Here is a 24,177-nt window from a genome sequence, read left to right on the forward strand (position 1 = left end):
AATAACGGGTGCGCGTTTCAGCATGAAAGGCGAGGGGAAATCGTCATTCATGCTAAACGCTATCCGCCGCGCAGGAAAGCCCGGAAAACGGCGGGGCGCCTTGACGGCGCCCCGGAGCTTACTTCCTGGGTTTAAAACGCAGCAGCCGGTTGGCGTTGCTGACCACGGTAATGGACGACAGCGCCATCGCCGCGCCCGCCACCACCGGGCTGAGCAGCGTGCCGGTCAGCGGGTAGAGCACGCCGGCGGCGATCGGAATGCCCAGCGTATTGTAGATAAAGGCGCCGAACAGGTTCTGCTTCATGTTGCGCAGCGTGGCCTTCGACAGTTCCACCGCATCCGCCACGCCGTGCAGGCTGTGGCGCATCAGGGTGATGGCGGCGGTCTCGATGGCGATGTCGCTGCCGCCGCCCATCGCGATGCCCACGTCGGCCTGCGCCAGCGCCGGGGCGTCGTTGATGCCGTCGCCGACCATCGCCACGCGCTGGCCCTGCGCCTGCAGCTGCTTGATCGCCGCCGCTTTGCCGTCCGGCAGCACGCCGGCAATCACCCGATCGATACCGGCCTCTTTGGCGATGGCGTTGGCGGTTACCGGGTTGTCGCCGGTCAGCATCACCAACTGATACCCCTGTTGGTGCAGGCGCTGCAGCGCCGCGATGCTGTCCTCGCGCAGCGGATCGCGAATGGCGAACAGCGCGGCCGGTTTACCGTCCACGGCCAGCAGCACCGGCGTCACGCCGCGTTCGGCCTGGGCGCGCATCGGCGCTTCCAGTTCGGCGGTCGCGACCTGATGCTGCTCCAGCAGCGCGGCGTTGCCCAACAGCACCTGCACGCCGTCGATCTCCCCGCTGACGCCGGCGCCGCGCAGGGTGCGGAACTGCGCTACCTGCGGCAGCGTTTGCCCGGCGGCGCGTTCCATGATGGCGCGCGCCAGCGGGTGGTTGGAGCCTTGTTCCAGCGCGGCGGCCCAGCCGATCGCCTGCTGTTCGCTGACCTGATTGAAGGTGAGGATCTCCACCACCTGCGGTTTCCCTTCGGTCAGGGTGCCGGTTTTGTCGAACACCAGGGTGTCCAGCTGGCTGGCCTGCTGCAGGGCGTCGGCGTCGCGCACCAGCACGCCGAACTCTGCCGCGCGGCCGACGCCGGAGATGATCGACATCGGCGTTGCCAGGCCCAATGCGCACGGGCAGGCGATGATCAGCACCGTGGTGGCGATCACCAGCGTATAGACCAGCTGCGGCTGCGGGCCGAAGAAGTACCACATCGCCGCGCTGAACAGCGCGATCGCCACCACCGCCGGCACGAACACCGCCGAGACGCGGTCGGCCAGTTGGCCGATCGCCGGTTTACTGCTCTGCGCCTGACGCACCAGTTTGATGATGCGCGCCAGCGTGGTTTGGCTGCCGATGGCGGCGGCGCGGAACAGCACGCTGCCGTCGTCGACCACCGTCCCGGCATGCACCGTATCGCCGGGGCCTTTCTGCTGCGGCACCGCTTCGCCGGTCAGCATCGCTTCATCGAGCCAGACTTCGCCCTGCTCGATTTCACCGTCGACCGGCACGCGATCGCCGGTGGTCAGCCGCAGCGTCATGCCGAGCTGCACCTCCGCCAGCGGGATATCGCGCTCGCCGTCGTCGGTCACCAGGCGCGCGGTGGGCGGCGTCAGGTCCAGCAGCCGCTCCAGCGCCTGTGAAGAACGCTGACGGGCGCGCTGCTCCAGCGCATGGCCGAGGTTGATCAAACCGATGATCATCGCGCTGGCCTCGTAATAGAGGTGGCGCGCCGCCATCGGGAAGAAATCGGGCCAAATGTTGACGGCGATCGAGTAAAGCCAGGCGGCGCCGGTGCCGAGTGCCACCAGGGTGTCCATGGTGGCGCTGCCGTTCATCAGCGCGCGCCAGGCGTTGCGGTAGAAGTGCCCGCCGGCGAACACCATCACCGCCAGGGTGATGACGCCGACCAGCAGCCAGGGGCGCTGGGTTTCCGGCGTCAGCGTCATGCTGCCGCCGAACAGCCCCCAGGCCATCAGCGGGATACCCAACGCCAGACCGAGCGCCGCCTGCCAGCTAAAGCGCTTCATGTTGGCGCGTGCGGTCTGCTGCTGGCGCTCGCGGCGTTCGGTCTCGTCCTGAATCATCTCGGCGCCGTAGCCGGCTTTTTCCACCGCCGCCACCAGCGCTTGCGCATCGGCGGCGCCGGTCACCAGCGCGCTGCGTTCCGCCAGGTTGACGCGCGCGTGTTCTACGCCGGGTACGCTTTGCAGCGCCTGCTGCACTTTATTGACGCAGCTGGCGCAGGTCATGCCGCTGAGCAGCAGCTGTACGCTGTCGTCCGCGCTGTCGGTTGCCGGAAGGGAAGGTTGCGCCGCTGGCTGAACGTCCGGCAACGAAGGTGTTGCGTCAGCCAACGGCTCAGTTTTTGGGGCGGCGGCGCCCGCTACGCTGGCGTGATAACCGGCATCTTCCACCGCAGCGATCAGCGCCTGCGAATCGGCATCGCCGTACACTTTCGCGCTGTCGATCTCGACCTCGGCGGCGAACACGCCCGGCACCGCTTCCAGCGCCTTGCGGGTGGTGCCGACGCAGTGCATGCAGCTCAGGCCGCTCAGCTGCAGTTCGGTATCGGCGTGCGGCGCGACTTCGGCCTGATAACCGGCGGCGATCACGCTGTCGATCAGCGCGCTGTCCGGTGCGTCGCCGGTCACTTTGGCGTAATGCACGTTAACGTCCGCCTGTTCGACATCGCTGCGGCTTTCCAGGGCTTTTTTCACCCGCTGCGCGCAGTTCATGCAGGACAGCCCCTGCAATGCCAGCATAGTGGTGTGTGACATGATTGGACTCCTTGCTTAGAAGGCGGTGTTTAAAGGTTGACCGCCTGACCTGTTTTCACTAAGAAGGGAGCTTAAACCTTCCAGCAAGGGTAAGGTCAAGGCGGTTTTTACTTGCGCGGGCGTGACGGTCGTTTTGTGTTGTATGACAAGGCGTTTTATCGGCGGCAGCGCGGTCGGCTTACCCGAACCGCGCTGCCGCGTTGGGGTTACAGCACGAAAGGAATAAAACACTTAACCTGACGTTTATAGTTGCGCCAGACCTCGCCGTAGCGCTTCTCGGCCATTTTCTCGCTTTTGGGAATGGCGTCGGCGAAATACTGCACCAGGTTAGTCAGCGGTGCGATCAGGCCAAACAGGTTGCCGGCAAGCAGCCCGAAGCTGACGAAAATAAGAAAGTCGCCGAAATAATTCGGATGGCGCGCCAATCCCCAAAAGCCACTGTTCAGCAACCGGCCTTTATTGTTCGGATCCTGTTTGAAGCGCCGTTTTTGATAATCGCTGCCGAAGTGGAACAGCGTGCCTATCAGGTAGACCCCAATGGCCAGCCATTGCAGCGCGCCCCACGTCCCCTGCAGTTGGCTGGCCCAGTAAAAGGGCAGGCAGTACAGGCCGCCGAAGATCATGACCATCATCACCGCCAGCCAGGGCACCTGCTGCGTGGGCATCACGTCCTTGAGTTTGGCCGCGGCGGTGTTGCCGTACCAACGTGTCAGCACGATGTTCATGCGCAGCAGGTACAGGCCGACCATGAGAAGGATCAGGGCTTTGTGGCTCAGATCGCCCTCGCCGAAATAGCAATAGACCAGGGTAACCGGCCCCATGGCGTTGAACCCCCACAGGAACATCGGGCGAGTGTCCTGGGCGCCGCGGCTGGTAATAAACGCCAGCAGGGCAAGGATCAACAAAACAACGGCCAAAGCAATCCATACATTCATTGTGTTCTCCTCAGCGGATTAGGGGGAATCGTTCCCCGGGTGCGCGCATTCGCCGGATGGCGGCGCGGTCAAAATGCTTTGCCAACTGCGTCTGGGCGCTGCGCTGCCCCATTGTTGCAGGTGGCCGAAGCGGGCAAAAAACACCGGGGGAGCGCTGAGCGCCAGGGTTGCTGCGAGCTCGCGACGCGCCTCGGCGTGTTGCACCAGAACGCTGATCGGATGCAATCCCCAACCCCAGTGTTGCAGCGTGAGCCACAGACGCCCAAGCCGCATGCCGGTGGCGAACAGGTGCTCGGCACTTTCGTCGTTCAGACACAGCGCCAGGTATTGCGGGCCTTCCGCGACGCGTTGCGCCAGCCCTTGCGCCATATAAGCCGGCAGGCGCAGCCCGGTCGCCAGCCGGCTTAAGCGAGGATGAAACGCCACTTGAAAGAAGCGCTTGAATGCTGGGGATACCGGGCCAAACAGGTGGTGCAGGTGAAAACCGTCGTCGGTAGGCTGCCGTTCGTTGAAGCGGATGTATTGATAGGTTTCCCGCCAGGCTTGGCGATCCGAGAAATCGAGCGCGGCGTGACGAGCGGTGAGCTGCGCGACCCGACGGCGAGCGCGTTCGTCACCTGCGATACTGAGTGAACTTGCCGTTCCGTCGAACAAGGTCTGCAGCTGCATCCGCTGCGCTTCATTGATTGGCGTAGGCTGATAGGCCGCCCGTGCGGTATGCCGCTCGCCGATCAGCTGCGCCAATTGGCGATGGGCGGCGCGATCGGGCGCGGCAGGCGCGGCGGGCGCAAAGCTCAGTAAATGCGTGGGGCCATTCTCCCAACGCCAGGCGAGAGGCGAGCCTGCACAGTTGAGCAGCGCGCTGAGGTACTCGAAGAAAATCCCGCAGCTCATCAGCATCTCGCGTTCCAGCGAAGGCAGGCTCTGCAAGGCGCGACGGCGGTCGATAGCCAACCGGCCACATCGGGCGTCGGCGTCATAGTGGAGAGACCAGGGTTGACAGTTGTGTGAAGAGGGCGCCTGCCGCGCGATGTCCACGGCCTGTTGCAGCGCCGCGGCGAAAAGGTCTTGGGTCATGATAAGGCTCCGAAAGCGGAAGGGGCGGGCAGGGAAAATACGGTAACGTTCGCTCTGAACAACATGCTCTCCTCCGCCGGAAAGCAGAGTGCGCATGCCCAGTCCAGGCTGCGCCACAGCCAGAAGCGTCTGCTCGCCAAACTGCCGTCGGCGCTTGAGACCAACCCGGTGCGCCAGTCGATGCCGATCGTCCGCAATTCGTAGGGCAGACCGCGGCCGTGGCTTTTTAAAAATGCTTCGCGAATGGCCCAGACGGCGCAGGCCTGTATGCGTCCCAATCGCTGCTCCGCCTCGCTAAAGGCCCAGCGCAGCGCCGCGCCGGAGAAGGGGCGATAATGCTGCAGATCGATGCCGAGCGGGATATCGCCGGTGGCGCTGGCGTACCAGGCATGCGAATGGCTGAGGGAAACGTGGCGGCGTCCCAGCAGGAGGTGTTCGCCGAACGGTTGTCCACTCGTCTCATGGCGCAGCGTAAAGCCGGTCGCGTGCCCCTGGCACCATGTCCGGTTCAGCAGCGCGACGGCCTGCGCCCGCGCGAGGTTTTTCACCGCCGACAGATGCCGCAATCCCCGAACGGCGGCGCAGCGGTGGGTGCCGCCCAGGGCGATGACGATACGCGGCGCCACGCTAAGCTCGATAACCATCGGCGATGCGTTCTCCGCTGATTTCGTCAACGACTTCCGCCAACTGATTAAAGCGTTCAACCAGGCTTTGAAACAGCGGGGTTTGCATCTCGCGCTCGAACATTTTCAGCGAGTTCAGCTGAATGATTTCGATAAAGTGAAACGGCGCCTCCGCCGAAGGGCTGACTTCGATGACATCGAAGGCGCGTACCGCATCGAGGTGGCGGCAAGCCTGGTAATCGGTCGTCTCCACCCAGTCGCGAAACGCGGCGCGGTGGGCGATGTCTTTTAGCCGAATCTTATGGACGATAATGTGCATCTGGGCGGCCTTTTTAAACGGGTTGATGGATAAGCAAATGGTAATTGATGCCACCGGTGCCAAAGCCGTTGATCGCCGCCCGACGTCCGCCTTCACCGTGTGGCCAGTCGAGCGCGACTTGCGGGATTTCGGCCGGGATCGCCGCCAGCGGCAGTTCGGCATTCAATGTCGCCACCGGCGTGGGCGGGATTTGACCGTGTTCGAAAGCGCTCAGCACTTTGCACAGGCTGAGCGCGCCGGCGCCGGCGAAACAGTGGCCGAAGTTGTACTTCACCGAACCGATGTACAAAGGGGCGTGCGCGGCGCGGCGATACCCCTGATGCAATGACGCGACTTCTGCCCGATCGCCCAGTTCGGTGCCGGTGCCGTGCGCTTCGAGATACTGTATCTGGCGCGCTTCGACGGCGCTCAGGCTCTGGGTTTTTTCGATTGCCAACGCCTGACCCTCGGGATCGGGCGCGGTCATGGAATAGCTGTCGCAAGATCCCGATATCGCTTCGATGGTGGCGATGGCCCGCGATGTCGCCTGGCCGGTCAGAATGAAGAAGCCGCCACCGTCGCCGGGAGTAAAACCGTCGGCTTGTCGGGCGAAAGGTCGCATACGCGAAGCGGAAAGCATCATCTGCGCGCTGCACAGCACCATATCGCGTTCGAGCGTCGCCGTTTCTATGCCGCCGACGAGCACCGCATCGTAGCGGCCGGCCTGTAACGCCCTGACCGCATTGTGCAAGGCGGCCAGCGAACTGGCGCAGGCCGCCTCGACCGCGTAGCAGTCCGCCTCGACGCCGAGCTGTTGCGCCAACAGCTGCGCGGTGCCGAGGCCGCAGGCGCCATGCCAGCTCCAGCGGTTGATCGCGGGTTGGGGCGGTGGCGAAAGGGCGACGCCGGCGGGAGGCAACGTCGGCCACAGGGCGCGCATGGCCTGTTGTCGATCGGCGCTCAAAGACAGGTTGCTGGCGACGATAATGGCGATGCGTTCAAAGCGTCGCAGGCTGTCGGGCCACGCCGCGCAGCCGTTGAGGGCGTGCAGTTGTGTGACGTCGAGGCGCTGTTTTTTGGCCGGCATCATAGGCCGCGTCAGCTCAAGCCGCACCGGATCGTGCGTTGGGAAGCACATGGCGTGAGCGGTGTAGGTGCTGAGCTTTTGCGGCGTGGGTCGCACGAAGGCGCCGGGGTGCAGCTGCTCGGGGCTGTGATCGCGCAGGGCGTCCTCCCCGTTGCGCAAGGCCTGCCAGAAACGCGCTTTATCCAGCCCCTGCGCGGTGATGGGCTGATAGTCGATGATGCTGATGCGTGGCGAAGCCGTCGGTTTTAATGAGGGGGGAGACGCCGCGTCGATCCGCCAGCGGTAGCCGGTGAACGAGTGCCCGGCGCACGCCTGTTGCCGTTGCAACAGCATGTCGAGGAGATGGCAGAAAACCTGATTGGCGCCGGCAAAATAGCCGGCGCTCGGCGCGGCATCCTGCCGTTCGGCGATCAGGGTCGACAAATGTGCGATCGCTGGCCATCCCTGTTCCTGAGCGACGTCCAGCGGGCAAACGACCAGGCTGATCGCGCCCTCCAGCCAACAGGCCGAAGAGGAAACGCCCTGCGCCAACAGCATGTCCGCCTGAGGTTGATGGTGGAAGCATTGTACGGCGGTCAGCACCGCCATGCGGCTGTCGGCATGGCGAAAACAGTCTTGCGCCAGCTGCAGCAAGCGCAGGCCGCCCAGATCGGCGCCGTCGAGGGTTTGGCATTTACCGCGCGTGCGGGCGAAATGGGCGATGCGCGCGGGAATGCTGGAGGCCATTTCCCCCACGCGATCGTGGGATGAACTGCCGAACGCCTGGGCCAGCGGCTGTTTGTAATCGTCAATCCGGCGCATGACCGCCGCCGGTGAGAGACCCTGAACGTCAAGCCGTTCGGCCAGCCTGCGCAGCGCGCCGATTTTGGTGGCGTTGCGATAGGCCGCATCACTGCCCAAATGGGTGGCGCAAAATTGATCGCAGCGGTCGCGCAACGCGTCGGATAACGTCAGATGCTGCATGGCGGCGGAGGCGGCCTGCAGCGCCAGGCGGGTCTCGCGGCTGACCGCCAGTCGAAACAGCGGCGGGATGGCGAATTTTTTGAAATCAAACGCGGCGTCGTCGATCTGGCGGCCGCGGATCGGCGCGGCCGCATCGCTCCACGGCATCGGCGGCGGGGCGTCGAACAGCGCCGACCAGGCGGCGCCGTTGGACAGATCGATACGATCGATGCCGGGCAGTGCGCAGCCGATGCCGACCAGCGCCAGCGGCGCGGCATGAATTTCCTGGTTCATCGCGCATTCACCTCGGACAAACGTCCTCTGTCCACCTTGCCGTTCGCGTTGGTGGGCAGGCTGTCGGCGACCACCAGTTGGCTGGGGAGCATATAGGCGGGCAGCCTGGGCTGCAGGAACTGCTTGAGCTCCAGCAGGTTGGGGCGGAGCGCGCCGGGATGGAGGGTGATCACGGCGATCAGTTTTTGCTTCAGCTCGCCGAGCTCGACATACAGTGCGGCCTGGCAGACCGAGGGATGGTGATGAAGGATCGATTCTATCTCCCCCAATTCCACCCGGTAGCCGTTGATTTTCACCATGTCGTCCAGCCGGCCGCGGTAGACCAGCCCATTCGCCGTCGTCTCCACCCAGTCGCCGGTCGCGTGGCATTGGCGCGGATGCCATTGCGCTTGCCGCGATGAGGCGACGTTGCTGTAGCCGGGGGTGACGCACCGCCCGCCGATCAGCAATTCTCCGCGTCGGCCCGGCGTACCGTCAATCGGCTGCAGACGCCCCTGCTCATCGACCAACTGCGCCGTCAAGCCGGGCAGCGGATGGCCGATGGGGATCTGCTCCAGCGTCGCCAACTGCGTTCGATCCAGCGCGTAGGCGGTGCAGACATTGGTTTCCGTCGGGCCATACCAGTTGCTGACGCGGCAGCGAGCCGGCAGATGCGCAACCAGGCGCCTCAGCGCGGCGGCCGGATAAGGCTCTCCGGCGAACGTGACCTGGCGCAGCGTTTTCACCGTCGACGGCGCCAGCAACGCGCTCTTTTCCAGCATGGCTAAAATCGAAGGCACGCTATACCACAGGGTGACGCCGTGCGTTTGCAATCCGCGAACGAGAGCCTGGCAATCTTTCTGTTCATCTTCGCGCACGATCCAGGTCGCGGCGCCGGCACAAACGCCGGCGAACAGATCGAAGGTGCTCAGATCAAAGGCGAAACTGGCATGGTTGGCCAGCACGTCGCGCGCCGTCAGTTGTGTATCGCTGACGGCCCAGCCGATGAAAAACGTCAGCATGTCATGGGTGATTTGCACCCCTTTCGGGGTGCCTGTGGAGCCTGAAGTATAGAGAATGGCGGCGAGGGGAGAGCCGAGCGCGGCGATCGCTTCCGGCCAGGCGCCATCGAGATCGGTGCGGTCATCGAGCGCGCTCAACCAGCCCTCATCGACGATCAGCGCGGGTGAGGCGGCGGCGATAATGCGTTCGATGCGCGCCGTCGGTTGGCTGAAATCGATAGGGACATAGTGGTTGCCGCTCAGCCAACACGCGTACATGGCGGCGACGGCGTCGGGCCCTTTCTGCAGGTTGAGCAGCACGGCCTGCTGCTTCAACCCGGCATGTCGCAGCGCCGCCGCCATCATGCAGGCGCGATCGGCCAGGCGACGATAGCTCCAGCGCCGATCGCCGCACAGCAGAGCGGTGCTTTCCGGCGCTTGGCGGGCGTGCCGGAACAGGGCCTCCAGTATCGGTGAAATGAAGGTTGCCATGATGTCAGACCTCGGCGGCGCGTGCGCGCTCTTCCCGTCGGACATCGCCGTTGACCGGCACGCCGGTCTCCAGCGCCGCCGCCACCAAAATGGCGTAGGCTTCATCCAGATCTTCACGCGTGTGTTCACTGGTCACGCTGATGCGTAAGCGGGCGTCACCCACGCTGACGCCCGGGAAGACCACGGTCTGGCAGAATAGCCCGCGCGCCCGGACGGCGCGGCCGAACAGCAGCGTTTTGGCGTCGTCGCCCACCACCACCGGAATGATGGCCGAGTCGGAATGCTCAAGGTCAAAACCGGCGTTAAGCAGCAACGTGCGGAAGTAGTAGATGTTGTCCCACAGCTTGGTCAGTCGCTCGGGTTCACGCAGCATCACGTCGATGGAGGCGATCACGCCGGCGGCGACTGCGGCGGGGATGGTGGCGGCGAAAACATAGGAGTTGGAGTAGAAACGCAGGTATTCGACCACTTCGCCATCGGCGCAAACGAAGCCGCCTAACCCCGACAGCGCCTTGCTCATGGTGCCCAGTTCGAGATCCACCTGGCCTTTCATATTGAAGTGTTCCGCCGTGCCCGAGCCGGTTTTGCCCAAGACGCCCGTCGCGTGCGCGTCGTCGACCAATACGCGTGCGCCGTAGCGTTCGGCCAGCTTCATCAGGCGCGGCAGATCGACGATATCGCCGTGCATGCTGAAAACGCCATCGGTGACGATCAGCTTGCCGCCGGGGTGATCGGCGTATTTGGCCAGCGATTTCTCAAGGCTGGTCAAAGAGTGGTCATAAATTTTCCGCTGCGCGCCCGCCAACTTGCAGCCGTCCTGGATGCTCATGTGGTTGATGGCGTCGGTGAACACCAGGTCGTGTCGGCTGGTCAGAGCCGAGATGCATCCCAGGTTGGCCGAGTAGCCGGACGGATAGACGATGCAGTCTTCGCGCCCTTTGAGCTTGGCCAGTTTGCGCTCCAATTCCAGATGCAGCACGTTGCTGCCGGCGATGATGCGGCACCCGGTGTTGGTGGCGCCGTACAGGCCAGCGGCGTCCTGGATGGCGTGGATCACTTCCGGATGGTTCGACAATCCCAGATAGCTGTTGGAGCCGAACATCAGAAATTCGCGGCTTTTGCCGGTGACCTCGTCGAACATGACCGCGCGGTTTTTGCACGGCGTTTCAAGCGGCATGCCGTACCAGTAAAGCTGACGCTGTTTTTTATCGCGATAAAAAGCGCCGAATTCACGCGTTTTATGGAACAAATCCGGGTGCTCGATGCCGACGAAGTCCCGCATGGTGCGCGGATCGCCGAGCTCATCGCGCGCGTCCGGCGATGCGGGCGCCTTGGTGGGCTGCGGCGCGGCGGACGCGGCGGTGTGCTGGCCAAAGCGGCTGAACCACGCTTCGCCCTGTTCCTGAACCAGCCGCGCCGCCAGGTTGTGCTCCAGCTCAGCCAGCGTGCGGCACTCCGCCAGCGCTGCGTTATCGTCCAGGCCCAGCGTTTTGAGCAACTCGTTGCGCGCCATCACCACCGCTACGGAGTCGATGCCCAGGTCGCCTTCGATGGCGGCGTCGGGGGACAGATCACGCACTTCATATCCGCTGTGGGTGGCGAACACCTGGCGCACGAGAGCGCTCAACCAGGCCTGAGGCGTCTCGGGGGCAGGTTGCGCGGCGGCGTTCGGCGTCGGCAGCGTGAAACCGCGCTGCAAAATACCGTCGAGCGCATCCTGAATGGTTTTGATCTCCTGGATCGCCAGCGGCGTATTTAATTGGAACTGACGGTTCAGCACCATGGCAATTTCCGCCAGCGCGATGGAGTCGACGCCCAAATCGTTTTCCAGATGGCTGGTCAGGGCCAGTGCCGACGGTTCGTACTCGGTCAGCCGGGCGAAGGTGTGCAGCACCGACTGCCGGACGGCTTCATGCGCGTTTGCGGCGCTATCGACGGCGTGAACGCTCATGCGACACCCCCTGCGGCGACTTGCGCTTGCAACCGTTGCACCAGCGCGACCATCGCCTGCACCGAGGCGAAGTTCGCCGGATGGATCTCATGCATGCCGATGGCGACATGAGACTCCTGACGCAGAAAATCCACCAGATCGAAAATGGAGGCGGAATCGACGACGTTCAGTTCAAACAGCGGGGTTTGAGCATTCAGGCCGTCGTGATCGCCATCCAGATACTGGGTGGCGATATGCTGGATCAATTTGCTTTCTAACATTGCGAGCTCCCGTTGCTAACTGGTTATTTTTCGCCGACGATCAGGGTGCGTGGGCCGGCTATTTTCATGATGCGCGCGTTGCTGAATCCCGCCAGACGGAATCTGTCCAGGTATTCCTGCGCGCTGCTCTCTATGCCGCCGTCGGTGGAGACCAGCATGTTCAGCGACAGCAGGGCGGTAAATTCCGGCCCTGATTTGTCTTCGTTCAGCGGCGTTTCGGAAGCGATGAAGCGGCCGCCGGCCGGCATCGCCCGATAGATGTTGCGCAGGATGGTCAGTTGGGTTTCCGGGGCGTAGTCGTGCAGCATCCATCCCAGGTGGATCAGGTCATAGCCGCCGATCGGCAGATCGCCGCTGATGACATCGCCCTCCACGACGTCAATGCGTTCGCCATAGCCTTGCAGCGTCAGCTTGTCGCGCAAGAACGCCGAGGCCTGCGGCAGTTCGCAGATCGCGAGTGCGATCCCCGGATAAGCGTCGGCGATCGCCATCGGCAGGCTGCCGATCCCGCTGCCGATGTCCAAAAACGCACGGTGTTGCGAGAAGTCGTAATCGCGAACAAAGCCGGCGATAAAGGGCGCGGCGAATTTACCGAGAAATTCCTGGAAGTCCGCCACGTCGTCCGGATTTTGGTACAGGATGTCGAACCAACTGCGGTCATCGCCGAAGACCGTGCGGCGCTGGTGGGCATCGTTTCGCACCGCCGTTTTCAGCTCGCCCCACAGCGGATACAGGAAGGTATCGATGTGGCGGCCCAGCCATCCCAGCCACTGGGGTTCGTCGCTCAACAGAAAAGCCCGGTGGGCGGCGGGCAAATGATAAAGGCCGTCTCGTTGGTCGAGATACCCCATGGCCCGCAGCGCGATGAGCAACTGCTCGGTGGAACGCGCCGGGCAGTCAAGCCGCGCGGCGATGTGCGCCGCGTCGGCGTCCCGATCACGCAGATGATCGAACAGCTTCAGCGCCAGCGCGGCGGTCAGCGCCTTGGCCTGGAAAAAGCCCATCATCTGATTGACGGCATCTTGCTTGGTTAAAGGCATTGCTGGCTCCCTAGTCTAAAAAGGTGGAGAGTTCCTCGCACACCGTGGCAAAGGCGCCGACGAAACGGTCGATCTCGGCTTTGCTGATGATGAGCGGGGGTTGAATACGGATCACCGTCGAGCTGTTGGCGGTAATGAAGGTCAGGATCTTGTGGTCCTGGCACAGCTTGGTGACGAATTTCATGCAGAACATTTCGCCGAGCGCCTGTTCCATGCGATCCATCGCCGCCCGCAAATGGGCTTGCACCGGATCGGGCAAGAATTTCCAGGTGGTGTGCCAATCGCCCGGCAGCCGGGTGGCGAATTCGCGGGCGGAGGCGTTGACCGCGCCGGTGAACGCCTGATCGAACTGGATCCCCAGCATCAGGCCGCGGCCGCGCACTTCGCTGACGAACGGATAGCGGGCGGCGATCTCGCTCAGTGCCTGCTTAAAGTAGGCGCCCATCCGTTCGGCATGGCCGACCAAATCCTGCGCCAGGATCTCGCGCAGCGCGCTGAGGGCGACGACCGAGGCGAGGTTGCCGCCGCCGTAGGTGGAGCTGTGCACCAGGAAGCGGTCCGCCGTGCCATAGGCTTTTTGCCAAAGATCGGTTCGGCACAGCGTGGCGCCGATGGGGATCAGGCCGCCGGACAGGGATTTCGACAGCATCAGCACGTCCGGCTCGATACCGTCCCATTCGCAGGCGAAAAGTTTGCCGGTGCGCCCAAGCCCGGTTTGCACTTCGTCCACCATCAGCAGCACGCCGGTCTCGCGGCAGAGCTGCTGCACCGCCTGCAGGTAACCGGCGGGCGGGATATGCACGCCGCCTTCGCCCTGGATCGGTTCGATCATCAGCGCGCCGACGTCTTCACGGTTCAGCGCTGCCCGCAGCGCGGCGAGATCGCCGAACGGCACTTCCACCATCGCGTCCAGCAGCGGTGTGAAATAGCGGCGGTGTTTGTCTCGTCCGGTGATGGACAACGCGCCCAGCGTTTTACCGTGGTAACTGTTGCGCAGATAGGCGATGCCCGGCTTGCCCGTCGAGGCCTTGGCGATCTTCATCGCGGCCTCGACGGCTTCGGTGCCGGAGTTGCTGAAGAACACCCGGCCCATGTTGCCCGGCGCCAGACGACAGAGCACTTCGGCCAGCTTGGCAGTCTGTTCGGGAATGGAAATGTATTGAATGAAGTTGGGGCCTTGAGCGTCGAGGTAGTTTTTCAGCGCGTTGACCACTGGCTGCGGGTTGTGGCCCAGGTTTAGGCACCCGTAGCCCGCCAGCATGTCCAGGAAAGCCTCGCCCGCATCGTCATACAACTGGGTGCCGGCGGCGCTGCGGAAAACGTTGTCGCAGCGCTGCAACTTGAGGAAGTCCACCATCATGGGGTTGATGTATTGATGATAGCGGTCGAGGGTGTCTTCCCTGGCCGGCGTTTGGGCGATGACCGCATCGATAAACGCCAGGCGCGATGCGGGCAGCGCCGCATCAGCCGGTTCCCCGGCATAGATGTCATGGTGGTAGTAGCGCTTGAGATTGGTCACGCTCTGCCGATCGATGCGCTCGCCGTACGAGGCCAGCGGATAGGCGAAGAACCCGTGGCGCTCGGCGATTTCACCGATCTCCAGCACTTTTTCCGGCGCCAGATAGCGACCCAGCGAAAAGTTTTCCCGCCGGTTTTCCAGCGCCAGCACAATGGTTTCCGCCATGCAGCCGTTCAATTGTTGCTTGATGGTGACGTTGAGCGATTCTCCACCCAACTTGACCGCATCGGTGGCGGTGACGCAGCCGCCGTCGATGATCAGAATGTCATCCCGCGCCGGGCGCGTTTCCGAAGCGATATCGCGCGGCAGCGCCACGTCGATGAAGATCGAACCGGGTTGCAGTCTGGCGGGGTCGATCACGCCGCCGGCGGAGGTCGCGGCGGCAAACAGTTTGCAGCGCGGGTAGAGATCTTCGGGATCGCTGGTCAGGGTGACGCGCGAGTGATACTCCTCGGGCAAATGGCTGAGCAGTTCGCTGCGATCATGGTTGCCGGCGCGGTGCAGCAAATGGAGAGAGAAACCGTGCGCCAGCAGCAGACGGCTTAGCGCCAGGCAGATCGACCCCGGATAGCCGACGATGGCGACGGGTTCCTCCTCCGGGCGAATTTCCAGCCAGGACTGGATCTGCATCAAGGCCTTGTAGCCGGCGTAGGTGGTCAGCGAGTTGCCGGAGGTGACCGGCACCGGCGACTTTTCCGCGGTGGCTTCGCCGCGTCGCCCAACGATAGAGGTAAAACCGCCGAGACCGACCAGTTCGGCGCCATCGCCGGCCAGCTCTTCGATGCCTTGGACCACCCTGGCGGCGATACCGCGTGCGTCGGCCAGCATCTCATCCGCCACCAGCGGCATGTATTTGATCACCCCTTCGCAAGTGGCGCCGGTCGCCGAGGTGATCCTGGCGAAGTTCATAAAGGGAACCAGGTTTTGTCGTTCCCACAGTTCACGCGTATAGCCGCTGTGCTGCTCGGTCGAGTTGCGTTGCAGCAGATCGAGCATTTTGACGTAACGTTTCAACCCCAGCGAGGTGGGATGAGCGATGAATCCGAATTTCATGAGGTGGCTTCCTGTGTAGGATCTTGGTCGAAGGCGGTGCTGGTCGATTCGGGCTGTTGGGCTGCCCAGGCTTTGCGCTCCTGCAGGGCGTCGTGGTCGCTCGGATCGCGCTGCCAGCCTTTGGCGGTGGCCAGCGAGATACCGTCGCCTTCATTGTTGTGTCCCAGCACCACGGAGAACAGATTGAGTCGGTGCGGGGTGGTCAGCGCCTGGCGAATGACGTCTTCGTCGAAATGCGTAAGCGTTTTGCTCTGGATATGGAAGTTATTGACCGTTTGTTCGACGTCCGGCTGTTCGACGTTCACCAACCGCATTTGCCGCGAGGTGCGATTGAACAGAATGCGTTCCTGATAGGTATTGATGACGGACAGACCGCCGTTGCATAAATAGAAGACGGTGATGCTTTTATTCAGCAACTGCGGATGGGTGAGAATGTTGTCGATAAAAGCCGGCAGGATGTCCGGTACGATCCCTTTAGCGCCGTCGCCGATAAACGCCATCACGTGGCTTGGGCTGGTGTAAGCCAGGTAGCCGGTGGCCAGCAGAGCGTCGCCCATCAGGGCGCGGCCATACCAGCCGGAAAAGCCGCGGCGCGTTTTGGCGACGTTGCGCGCGGCGGAGATGCCGCACCGGCCGACGTCATATACGCCGGTAAAATCGAAGCCCTCCGTTTCGATCAACTCTTCAATCACTCGGTTCAACTGGCAGAAGAAGTAGTTGGCCGACATGGGCAGACTGGGAAGCTGGCTGACCACGTCGGAAGGCGAATCGAGATAGGCGGCGATCAACGCGCGGCGTCTTTCCCGCAATGCCGGATCGACGTCGAGATGCGCTTTCACCGTGCGCAGGAACGCCAGACAGTTCATGTGCAGGTGCAGATCGGCATAGGGCGACAGATGGCGATCATCGTGCGTGAGCTGCACCAGATGAACCTTGCGCTCCAGCCTGCCGTCGGAGAAGGGGGTGGTGATCTGAGCGACGCGGCTTTTGATCATAAACAGGCTCTGCTCGCTCATGGCGTTGAGCTTGTCATTGGTGTGCAGGAAGTTGTAGACGCGCGGGCTATAGCCGTAAATCGCCAGGGTGCCCAGGTAGTGGGGATTGCGCCGGCCCTGATAATATTTCGGCGCCGAGCCAGGATGGGCCAACGAGTCCACCAGGGCGATGCCGGCGGCGTCGGCGATGTCATGGATCAGGGCGTATTCGTCGTCGCTGACCGGGCCCAACTGCCACACCAGCCGTTCCGGCCCGCGGTTGATCAGCGCTATCGCCTGTGCCAGGCTTTCGCTCATCGGCAGCGGATCGTCCGCCGACAGAACCGGGATCGGCGAGGGATCGCCGACGGCACCCTCCAGCGACAGGGTCGACTCCAGCACGTTTTGCGTCGCCAGAATCACCACCGGCCCCTGGCCTTGATGATAAAGGCGGAAGGCTTCCGTCAAACCGGCGCCGATCATTTCGACGTCATCGATATAAACGAACGGGATGCGGCGGGCGATAAGCACTTCGCGCATGTCCTCCGTCGGCGTCAGCGTTCCCTGGAAGCTGTACCATTGATTGCCGCGGTTTTCCGCCGCGACGATGATGCCCTGGGCGGCGGTTTCCTTGAGGTTGGCCAGCGTACCCTTGAATTCATCCATCATCCCGGAGGTCACTACGCCGAGGAACGGCATGCGATACAGCTGCCAGTTGGCCATGGCGCCGCAGGCGATGGCGTGTTCGTTAGGGCCGCGCAGGATCAGCGCGCCGCGCGCCTCCGCATGCCGATCCAGATAGCCGATCAGATTGGAGATGATCGACCCGGTGTAATAGGACACCAGCCAGCGTTCGGCGGCGGTACGCTCGAAAAATTGAATCAGCTGCTCACCCAGCGTGTTGTGCAGCGCCAGCGCGCCGATCGGCTTGACCCGGCGGTTGGTGTAGTTCATCTCGAAGAAGTCCATCCACAGGCACAACAGCTCGGTTTGGAAGATCGCCGGATCTTCGCTGCGCACGATTTCGCGGTATTGCTGCGGCAGGTAGCGGAAGGGCGATCGCAGCTGGCGAATGAACGCAACGGTGGAGAAGGTGGTGTAAAACGCGGGAATGCCGCTGCGCTGCAAGGCGCTGTAAAAGGCGTCCAGATCGCGATCGATCTGTTCGATGCTGTCATCGACGCCGGCCGGCGTGGTCTGATCGTAGAACAGCATGCCCAAATGAAATTCGGGACGCTGTTCCAGCGCATGCGTATAGATGATCTTGCCGGTGGCCTCGGCCAGGCTGGCGCATTGGATGATGCGAACGTTGATAGCCTTGTTTTGGCCTTTGAGAAAGTGCAGCGCCTTTTCGCGCGCGGCCAGATAAAGCGAGTCCGCCGCCAGATCCAACAGTTTCAGCGGCATCTCGGACTGGATATGCACGCGGTTGAAAACATAATCGCGGATATCGTTCAGTACGCTAAGCCCGGTTTGGAAAAACGCCGGGTTGCGCGTCACCACCACCACGCCGACCGTCAGGGTGTCGGGATCCGCGTCGGTGCGGCAGGCCTGGCGCTCCGCTTGCCACACTTGCTCGTAGGCGGCGGAGTTGGTGAGTCTTGCTTGTCCTGTCAGGGTCGTCATGATGAGTTCCTTGTGCAGCCAAAATGGAGTGACGGCTTCAGCCAGGCGGGCAAATTCGGCACGACAAAGCCCGCGACGGTCTCTGCAGGCGGCGGTTGCCGCGCGCATCACCTTCGTTGAATTGTGCTGTGTTCAGGCGGATGGTTTACCTTCGCCGGATGTGGTGCTGACTAGCCATCGGCACGTTCTCCGCGTTGAATAATGACCGTCCCGCTGTCGCCGTCGAGAATCAAGGTGTCGCCGCTGTTGATCAACTGGGTGGCGTTCTTGAGATTGACCGCCGCGGGGATGCCGAATTCGCGTGCGACGATGCAGCTGTGGGACAGCGCAGAGCCGATATCGGTGACGATGCCCGCCGCCAGCGCGAAGAGCGGGGTCCAGCTGGCGTCGGTAAAGCGCGCCACCAGGATTTCGTTGGGCTGCAGCTCGCCGGCCTGCGCCAGCAGGTCGGTGATGACGCGCGCTTTCGCCACCACTTTGCCGGGGCTGGCCGCCAGGCCGGACAGCATGCCGGCGGCGTTTTCCGCCGTGGGGGCTTTCATCCTGGGCTGATACCCCCCGACGATCGCCATCGGCGGCTCTTCCGCATGCAGGTTCAGCAGATGCTGGTGGCGATTGCGCTCGATCAGATCGGCGGCGAACGCTTCCTGCACCGACTGTTCCCCCGCCATAAACGCGCGGAAGCGCTCGAAGTCCACATAGGGCAGATCGGCCGGTTTGACCAGGCCTTGCGCCTCCAGGCGCCGCAGCACTTCCAGCATGATGCGGCGGTAGAACCAGGTTTCGGTGACGAAGGTTGGCCGGGTCGCTTCGCGGCGTTCGGCCATCACACCATACAGTTTGGTGATGAACTTCAGCTTCATCCGGCCAAACCAGGGCATCGCTTTAAGCAGCGTCGCGCTGTCTTCATGGCGCAGCCGCTCTGTTTCCCGCAGTTTCGTGTGCAGATCCACCGGATGTTGCAGATACATTTTCATCACTTGCAGCAGGTAGCTGGGATCGTCGTTCCAGCGCGGAAGACTCAATTCGAACTCCTGGCGGCCACGGGCGCCGAACTCGAACAGGAAGGCGCTGAAGTCGCTTTGCCAGAAGGCGCGCGATTCGGGAGCGGTGGGCAGGACGGTGACCAGTTCCTGTGCGCTGTGTCGCTCGAACAGGGCCTTCAACGCCGGTTGACGATTGACCGTCTCCACCAGGCTGAGAATGCCCAGCGTGACTTCGATGGTGCGCAGGTTGTTCATCGACGCCTTGATGCGATTTTGCAATCCGTTGCCGCGGCCTTTGAGATAACGTTCGCAGGTCAGCGCCAGCGCATCGTAGAGCGCGAACGACTGAAGGAAGAAGGGCATATAGGCGGCGCAGCTGTCGAGGAAGTAACCGTCGATGCGGCTGAGTTCTCGCTCCAGTTCCTGATGTGTCATGGTCGTCAGATCCAGCGCCAGAAAGCGGCGCGTCTCGCGCTGGCGCAGGGCGATCATGGCATCGACGGTCGCGCCGGCGCTGCGCAGGTTATGCCTCTGCTGTTTCAGCCAATGCCAGGCGCTCTTGAGATAAGCCCATCCCTGTACGCCGGGGCCATAGGGGTTTTTGTACCCGCTGAAATCGATATCGGCGGTGGCGTAGCGGGTCGTGAACTTCATTTCGTCGCGGGTGGGCGGGCATTGGCGGAGCATGTAGGCCGATCCGGAGATATTCAGATAGACGTAGCCTTGCAAATACCCCATATAAATCTGCCAATCGCCGATATCCGCCAGCCCCATGGTTTTGATCGCCGGGCCATGAATATGCTTTTGGTAGAACTGGCAAAACGACAGCCCCAGCGGCGTCATCAAGCCGGTGACGATCTCGCCGGTGTCCATTCGGGAGAAAAAGGCCCGTTCCTTGATCGTCGGATCGCTTTCCCACGGGTTGGCGTAAAGCATCTGAACCGGTTTGGCCTGCGTGGTGATCGGCCGCGCCTGCAGGAGCCACACGCGATCGTCTTTCACCGCCCATTCGATATCCAGTTCCGTGCCGTAAATCATCCGCGTTTGCCGGGCCAGCCTGGCAAGCTGTTGCAGCTGTTCCGGGGTTAAGCTGGGGGCGTCTCGCCTGGCTTCGGGCGTTTGCAGCAGCGTGACCCGTCCCTGCGGATCGCGTTGGCAATAGTGCGGTTTGTGACGAATTTGCCGCTCGCGGATCTCGCCGCTCGCCTTATCCAAAATGAAGCTGTCGGTGGTGACTTGTCCGGATACCACGCCTTCCCCCAGCCCCCAGCAGCTGTCGATGACGATGTGGTTGGCATCGCCTGTCAGCGGATCTTGGGTAAACATGACGCCGGCGGCGTCTGCATCCACCATGATTTGCAAGACGACGGCGATATCGCTCTGCGCCGCCGATGTCCGGCTATACTGGGCGGCGCGTTCCGCCCACAGCGACGCCCAGCAGGATTGCACTTTGCGCACCACCTCGTCATCCCCGCGCACGTGCAGGTAAGTGTCGTATTGCCCGGCGAAAGAGTGGGTCAGGCCGTCTTCTTCCAGCGCCGAAGAGCGCACGGCGAGCGAGGCGCCGTCGCCCAACTGTTTGCAGGCGTGACGGATCGCCAGATCGAGCGGGGCGGGGATAGCGGCGCTCAAAATCATATCGCGCACGTTGCCCGGTGCGCCCGTGTCGAGCAGCGCTCCCGGCACGGCGAATTCGATAAACTGTCGGTAAGCCTGCGCGGTGATGCAAAACGCCGGCGGCACCGGCAAGCCCGCCTGAATCAAATGATTCAACGAATGGGCTTTGCCGCCCAGGCGATGGGGTTCCAGCGTTTTATCGCCGGAAAGTTCAACCACCAGGGTAGGATTCATGACATCACCTCCGCAGGCGTAACGGGCATTGCGAGGCGTCCTCTCACCGCTTTGGCGGCGTTCAGTCCGGCTAGCACCGCGCTTTCGATATTACCGATGCCCACGCTGTCCTGATTGGCGAAGTGAATATTCTCAAACGGCCTGCTGGCCTGGTGAAACACGCCCTGGGCCTGTTGCCCGGCGACCGAGGTCACCAGACCCGCGGGCCAGAACCAGATTTGAATGTCTTCAATGATGTCGGCGTCAATGCCCATGTTGCCCAGCACTTTGGCGATTTCGACATAGGTCTGTTGCTGCAGCGCCGGGAACTCGTTTTGCGCGGTGCGACCTTGCCGCTCTGGGCGAGTGGTCGGTTTGAGCAGGGTTAATACCCCGGCTTCCGCGCTGAGGTGATTGTCCATCCAATTGGCGACCAGGCAGGTGCCGGCTTTGCTCCAATAGTAAGGTGTGCGGGTGTTTTCCGGCTCGATCAGATAGCCGCCGAACGAGCGTTCGAGGATCGGTTTTTTCAACAGCACGTTCGCCAGGTAGTAATCTTCATGGCGGATCTGGCGGATCGCCGCCAATTGCTCTTTGGGCAGGGTGGGCAACCAGGTGGGCACATGCGTTTTGGGGGCGGCCCAGATCACTTGTTTGGCTCTGATTTCGCTGGCCGCGCCATTGACGCTGAACCGGATCACCGTTTCGTCGCCGCCGGGCGTGATGCTTTGAAGCTGTACGCGGCTTTGCAGCCTGACGTTGTTTTGCTCCTCAAGATAGTCGAGCAGCCCGGCGCTGATGCTGCCGTTACCGCCCGGCAGCGTGACCAGATTGCCGCGTAAATACCCCACCAGGAAGTGCAATCCGACATAGGCGGAGACTTCGCGAATATCGAGACATTCCACGCGCAGCGTGGTGCTGACGGCATTCTCTACCAGCTTGCCGAATTTTCTCGGTGGCCGCAGATCCGTCGGGATCTGATCCAGTTTGTGCGGTTCGAACAGATACGTGTACAGCGGGATAGTGTCGAGCAGCGCCATATTCGTTTTGCTCCAGGCGCTCTGCGGCGTCCAGGGCAGGCTGGGGTACCGCTCGCCGCGCGGCGAGAAGGTATCCAGGAAGGCGTACAGATCGGCAAAGATCGGATCGCCCAGCTGTTTTGCCGCGATAACATAAGGTTTACCGATCAAGGCATGCAGGAATAGTTGTCCCGTCAGGCGCCAGACGGCGGGTTTAAGCAGGTAGCCCGGTTGTTTGATAAAACCGACGACGACTTCACCCAGGCAGCGGAGCAGCAAGACGGTGTCGAAAAATACCAGCGTGTCCTTTTCATTGGATTTATATACGCCGCTCAGACCGATTTTCTTCAGCAGTTGCGCCATGAAAGAATTCGGCAGCGGTTCCTGGAAGCAGACGCCGGCGATAGGAAATTTCAGGCGGTTCACCGTACTGTAGCGGGCGTTGCCGCCGAAGGAGGCGCTTTTTTCCAGCACCAAAACCCGGCGATCGGTCAGTTCGCTGGCCGCGGCCAAACCGGAGACGCCGCCGCCGATGATCACCACGTCATACTCGCCGTCCAGCGCGGGGGTTACCGGGCCGCCTGCCGCCGGCGTGGGCGTGGAAAAGTCGCGCGTGGGGAACGTGCGCGGCTTGGGTTTGCGGTGGTGCTGCTGACGCAGCATGTACAGCGCCGCCAGCGCGAAAATCGCATCGAGCAACATGACCTGCGGCTGGGCGCGGTGCAGGATCGTGACAAATCCCGCCATCATCAGCAGCTGGCAGTAGATGATCAATGGCGTCCAACGCGGGTTGAACATCAAGACCGCACCGGAGGCAAACAGCGCCACGCCGATCAGCGCGTTAACCACTGTACCCTGCGCCGCCAACCAAGCCGTCGCCCCGGCGTACCAGGTGCCCTGGTTCGCCACGGCCGCCTGCTGCAGAATATCGGCGACGTTTTCCAACTGAGGGAAGGCTTTCGCCAGGCCGGCCAACATATAGAGCACGGCAAAAACGCGTTGAACGATCATCATGCGCCTCCCCGCAGACCCAGCTTGCGGGCGACAATTTCTTTTTGTATCTCGTTGGTGCCGGAGAAGATCCGGCTGGGGATCACGTTCAGCAAGTGGCGCACCAGACCGAGTTCTTGATCCATGCCGGCTCCGCCGAAGATTTGAATCGCGTCCAGCGCGGACTGCACGGCATATTCGGAAATCAACAGTTTGCTCATGGCGATGTCGATCTCGGCATCCTGGCCCCGATCGTGTTTCCAACAGGCGCGGTAGAGCATTAGCCGACACTGTTCCAGACGCAGTTTCATATCGATGATGCGGTTGGAGACGGACTGAAATTGGCCGATCGCTTTGCCGAATTGTCGGCGTTGTTTGGCATAGTCCAGCGCGCTGTCGAACACGCGCTCCATTGCGCCGATAAACAGAGCCGACAGGCAGCCCTTTTCCCAGATCATTGAATCGTGGAAGATGGCGCCGCCGGCGCCCGGCATACCGATCCGTTGGGCCTCTGGAATGAAGACGTCGTTGAAGGTCAGTTCGCTCCACGGGCAGTTGGAGAGGCAATCTTTCGGGCTGACGGCGCCTACGTTTAAGCCTGGCATCCCTTTCTCGAGCACAAATGCGGACACGCCCATAAAGCCATGTTCGGGATGGGTTTTCGCATAGACGATGAAGATGTCGGCAATCGGCGCGTTGGTGATGAAAATTTTGTTTCCGTTGAGCCGGTAGCCGCCTTCACAGGGTTGAGCGGTTGATTTCATGGCATAAATATCGGAACCGGCGTCCGGCTCCGTCGCCGCATTCGCCGCGATCAGTTTTCCGGCCGCCAACGCTTCGAGATAGCGCGCTTTTAATGCCTCGGAACCGAAGCGGGAAAGCGGGATCACGCAGGCGCACAGATGGGCGCAGAGCGAGAAGGACATGCCGATGTCGCGGCTGCCTTTACCCAGCGCCTCAATCATCAGTGCAGTATCGAGCGCATTCATGCCCAATCCGCCGAACGCGGTCGTCACGGGGGCTCGGGTAAAACCATAGGCGGCGGCTTGTCGCCACAAATCCAGGCTTAATACCTGCTGTGAAAGCCGAGCATGCGCATCCTGATCCAGCACCTCGCGGGCAAAACGCTGAGCGGATTCGCTTAGAGCCTGCTGCTCACTTGATAAGTTAAAATCCATGACGAACTCCGCCATTGGGTTGAGAGATTAAATTAGCTAATATTTCTAGTTTGGAGGTGGCCAAAACTCAAACAGGCAAAGTAATGGTAAATGTAAACAAATGTTTATTTGTGTGGTCTATTATTACAATTTTGTTAATTGATGTTTTTATTTTGTTGTTTTAATTGTGTTTTATTTTGTGTTATTTATACAC

15 protein-coding genes are annotated in these 24,177 nt (G+C 62.0%); all 15 read right to left on the bottom strand.

What is annotated here, in order from left to right:
• Positions 1–118 precede the first annotated feature (118 nt).
• Positions 119–2,830: a copper-exporting P-type ATPase CopA gene (gene copA, locus ACTJJ6_RS10880; protein WP_440801386.1), complete on the bottom strand. Its 2,712-nt coding sequence runs from the start codon at positions 2,828–2,830 to the stop codon at positions 119–121.
• A gap of 206 nt (positions 2,831–3,036) precedes the next feature.
• A complete protein-coding gene (locus ACTJJ6_RS10885) occupies positions 3,037–3,765 on the bottom strand; it encodes a DUF1295 domain-containing protein (protein WP_016928822.1) in 729 nt (242 codons plus the stop codon).
• Positions 3,766–3,783: 18 nt separating this feature from the next.
• Complete coding sequence (locus ACTJJ6_RS10890; RefSeq protein ID WP_016928821.1) at positions 3,784–4,842, bottom strand: hypothetical protein; 1,059 nt, start codon at positions 4,840–4,842, stop codon at positions 3,784–3,786.
• Entirely contained in the window at positions 4,839–5,486 is a 648-nt protein-coding gene (locus ACTJJ6_RS10895) for a 4'-phosphopantetheinyl transferase family protein (protein ID WP_049299663.1), read from the bottom strand. Before ACTJJ6_RS10895 ends, ACTJJ6_RS10890 begins: the two co-directional genes overlap by 4 nt.
• Positions 5,470–5,784: a RedY-like protein gene (locus ACTJJ6_RS10900; RefSeq protein ID WP_004940233.1), complete on the bottom strand. Its 315-nt coding sequence runs from the start codon at positions 5,782–5,784 to the stop codon at positions 5,470–5,472. The genes ACTJJ6_RS10895 and ACTJJ6_RS10900 overlap by 17 nt, the downstream gene beginning before the upstream one ends.
• A gap of 13 nt (positions 5,785–5,797) precedes the next feature.
• Positions 5,798–8,086, bottom strand: a complete 2,289-nt coding sequence (locus ACTJJ6_RS10905) for a polyketide synthase (protein ID WP_143778563.1) — start codon at positions 8,084–8,086, stop codon at positions 5,798–5,800.
• Positions 8,083–9,558 (bottom strand): L-proline--[L-prolyl-carrier protein] ligase PigI, encoded by a 1,476-nt coding sequence (gene pigI / locus ACTJJ6_RS10910; protein ID WP_028128229.1) that lies wholly within the window; start codon positions 9,556–9,558, stop codon positions 8,083–8,085. Before pigI ends, ACTJJ6_RS10905 begins: the two co-directional genes overlap by 4 nt.
• Positions 9,559–9,562: 4 nt before the next feature.
• Positions 9,563–11,509, bottom strand: a complete 1,947-nt coding sequence (locus tag ACTJJ6_RS10915) for an aminotransferase class I/II-fold pyridoxal phosphate-dependent enzyme (RefSeq protein WP_143778562.1) — start codon at positions 11,507–11,509, stop codon at positions 9,563–9,565.
• Complete coding sequence (locus ACTJJ6_RS10920; RefSeq protein ID WP_004940224.1) at positions 11,506–11,769, bottom strand: acyl carrier protein; 264 nt, start codon at positions 11,767–11,769, stop codon at positions 11,506–11,508. Before ACTJJ6_RS10920 ends, ACTJJ6_RS10915 begins: the two co-directional genes overlap by 4 nt.
• A gap of 23 nt (positions 11,770–11,792) precedes the next feature.
• Entirely contained in the window at positions 11,793–12,809 is a 1,017-nt protein-coding gene (locus ACTJJ6_RS10925; protein ID WP_440801392.1) for a methyltransferase, read from the bottom strand.
• A gap of 10 nt (positions 12,810–12,819) precedes the next feature.
• The gene (locus ACTJJ6_RS10930; RefSeq protein ID WP_440801393.1) at positions 12,820–15,381 is read right to left on the bottom strand and encodes an aminotransferase class III-fold pyridoxal phosphate-dependent enzyme; all 2,562 of its coding nucleotides are present in this window, start codon (positions 15,379–15,381) and stop codon (positions 12,820–12,822) included.
• On the bottom strand, positions 15,378–17,981 hold the full coding sequence (locus ACTJJ6_RS10935; protein ID WP_049299658.1) for a hypothetical protein: 2,604 nt from the start codon (positions 17,979–17,981) through the stop codon (positions 15,378–15,380). Before ACTJJ6_RS10935 ends, ACTJJ6_RS10930 begins: the two co-directional genes overlap by 4 nt.
• 170 nt (positions 17,982–18,151) lie before the next feature.
• Complete coding sequence (locus tag ACTJJ6_RS10940; protein ID WP_440801397.1) at positions 18,152–20,818, bottom strand: PEP/pyruvate-binding domain-containing protein; 2,667 nt, start codon at positions 20,816–20,818, stop codon at positions 18,152–18,154.
• On the bottom strand, positions 20,815–22,830 hold the full coding sequence (locus ACTJJ6_RS10945; RefSeq protein ID WP_440801400.1) for a DUF6041 domain-containing protein: 2,016 nt from the start codon (positions 22,828–22,830) through the stop codon (positions 20,815–20,817). The genes ACTJJ6_RS10940 and ACTJJ6_RS10945 overlap by 4 nt, the downstream gene beginning before the upstream one ends.
• Entirely contained in the window at positions 22,827–23,999 is a 1,173-nt protein-coding gene (locus ACTJJ6_RS10950) for an acyl-CoA dehydrogenase family protein (protein ID WP_228009804.1), read from the bottom strand. Before ACTJJ6_RS10950 ends, ACTJJ6_RS10945 begins: the two co-directional genes overlap by 4 nt.
• Positions 24,000–24,177: the final 178 nt, after the last annotated feature.

The organism is Serratia sp. 22278, assembly GCF_052045405.1.
In the GTDB taxonomy this organism is placed as follows: domain Bacteria; phylum Pseudomonadota; class Gammaproteobacteria; order Enterobacterales; family Enterobacteriaceae; genus Serratia; species Serratia marcescens.

What these genes read in the sequence shown, in the direction of transcription:
- copA (WP_440801386.1), bottom strand. Translation starts at nt 2,830, where the DNA reads ATGTCACACACCACTATGCTGGCATTGCAGGGGCTGTCCTGCATGAAC.
- ACTJJ6_RS10885 (WP_016928822.1), bottom strand. Translation starts at nt 3,765, where the DNA reads ATGAATGTATGGATTGCTTTGGCCGTTGTTTTGTTGATCCTTGCCCTG.
- ACTJJ6_RS10890 (WP_016928821.1), bottom strand. Translation starts at nt 4,842, where the DNA reads ATGACCCAAGACCTTTTCGCCGCGGCGCTGCAACAGGCCGTGGACATC.
- ACTJJ6_RS10895 (WP_049299663.1), bottom strand. Translation starts at nt 5,486, where the DNA reads ATGGTTATCGAGCTTAGCGTGGCGCCGCGTATCGTCATCGCCCTGGGC.
- ACTJJ6_RS10900 (WP_004940233.1), bottom strand. Translation starts at nt 5,784, where the DNA reads ATGCACATTATCGTCCATAAGATTCGGCTAAAAGACATCGCCCACCGC.
- ACTJJ6_RS10905 (WP_143778563.1), bottom strand. Translation starts at nt 8,086, where the DNA reads ATGAACCAGGAAATTCATGCCGCGCCGCTGGCGCTGGTCGGCATCGGC.
- pigI (WP_028128229.1), bottom strand. Translation starts at nt 9,558, where the DNA reads ATGGCAACCTTCATTTCACCGATACTGGAGGCCCTGTTCCGGCACGCC.
- ACTJJ6_RS10915 (WP_143778562.1), bottom strand. Translation starts at nt 11,509, where the DNA reads ATGAGCGTTCACGCCGTCGATAGCGCCGCAAACGCGCATGAAGCCGTC.
- ACTJJ6_RS10920 (WP_004940224.1), bottom strand. Translation starts at nt 11,769, where the DNA reads ATGTTAGAAAGCAAATTGATCCAGCATATCGCCACCCAGTATCTGGAT.
- ACTJJ6_RS10925 (WP_440801392.1), bottom strand. Translation starts at nt 12,809, where the DNA reads ATGCCTTTAACCAAGCAAGATGCCGTCAATCAGATGATGGGCTTTTTC.
- ACTJJ6_RS10930 (WP_440801393.1), bottom strand. Translation starts at nt 15,381, where the DNA reads ATGAAATTCGGATTCATCGCTCATCCCACCTCGCTGGGGTTGAAACGT.
- ACTJJ6_RS10935 (WP_049299658.1), bottom strand. Translation starts at nt 17,981, where the DNA reads ATGACGACCCTGACAGGACAAGCAAGACTCACCAACTCCGCCGCCTAC.
- ACTJJ6_RS10940 (WP_440801397.1), bottom strand. Translation starts at nt 20,818, where the DNA reads ATGAATCCTACCCTGGTGGTTGAACTTTCCGGCGATAAAACGCTGGAA.
- ACTJJ6_RS10945 (WP_440801400.1), bottom strand. Translation starts at nt 22,830, where the DNA reads ATGATGATCGTTCAACGCGTTTTTGCCGTGCTCTATATGTTGGCCGGC.
- ACTJJ6_RS10950 (WP_228009804.1), bottom strand. Translation starts at nt 23,999, where the DNA reads ATGGCGGAGTTCGTCATGGATTTTAACTTATCAAGTGAGCAGCAGGCT.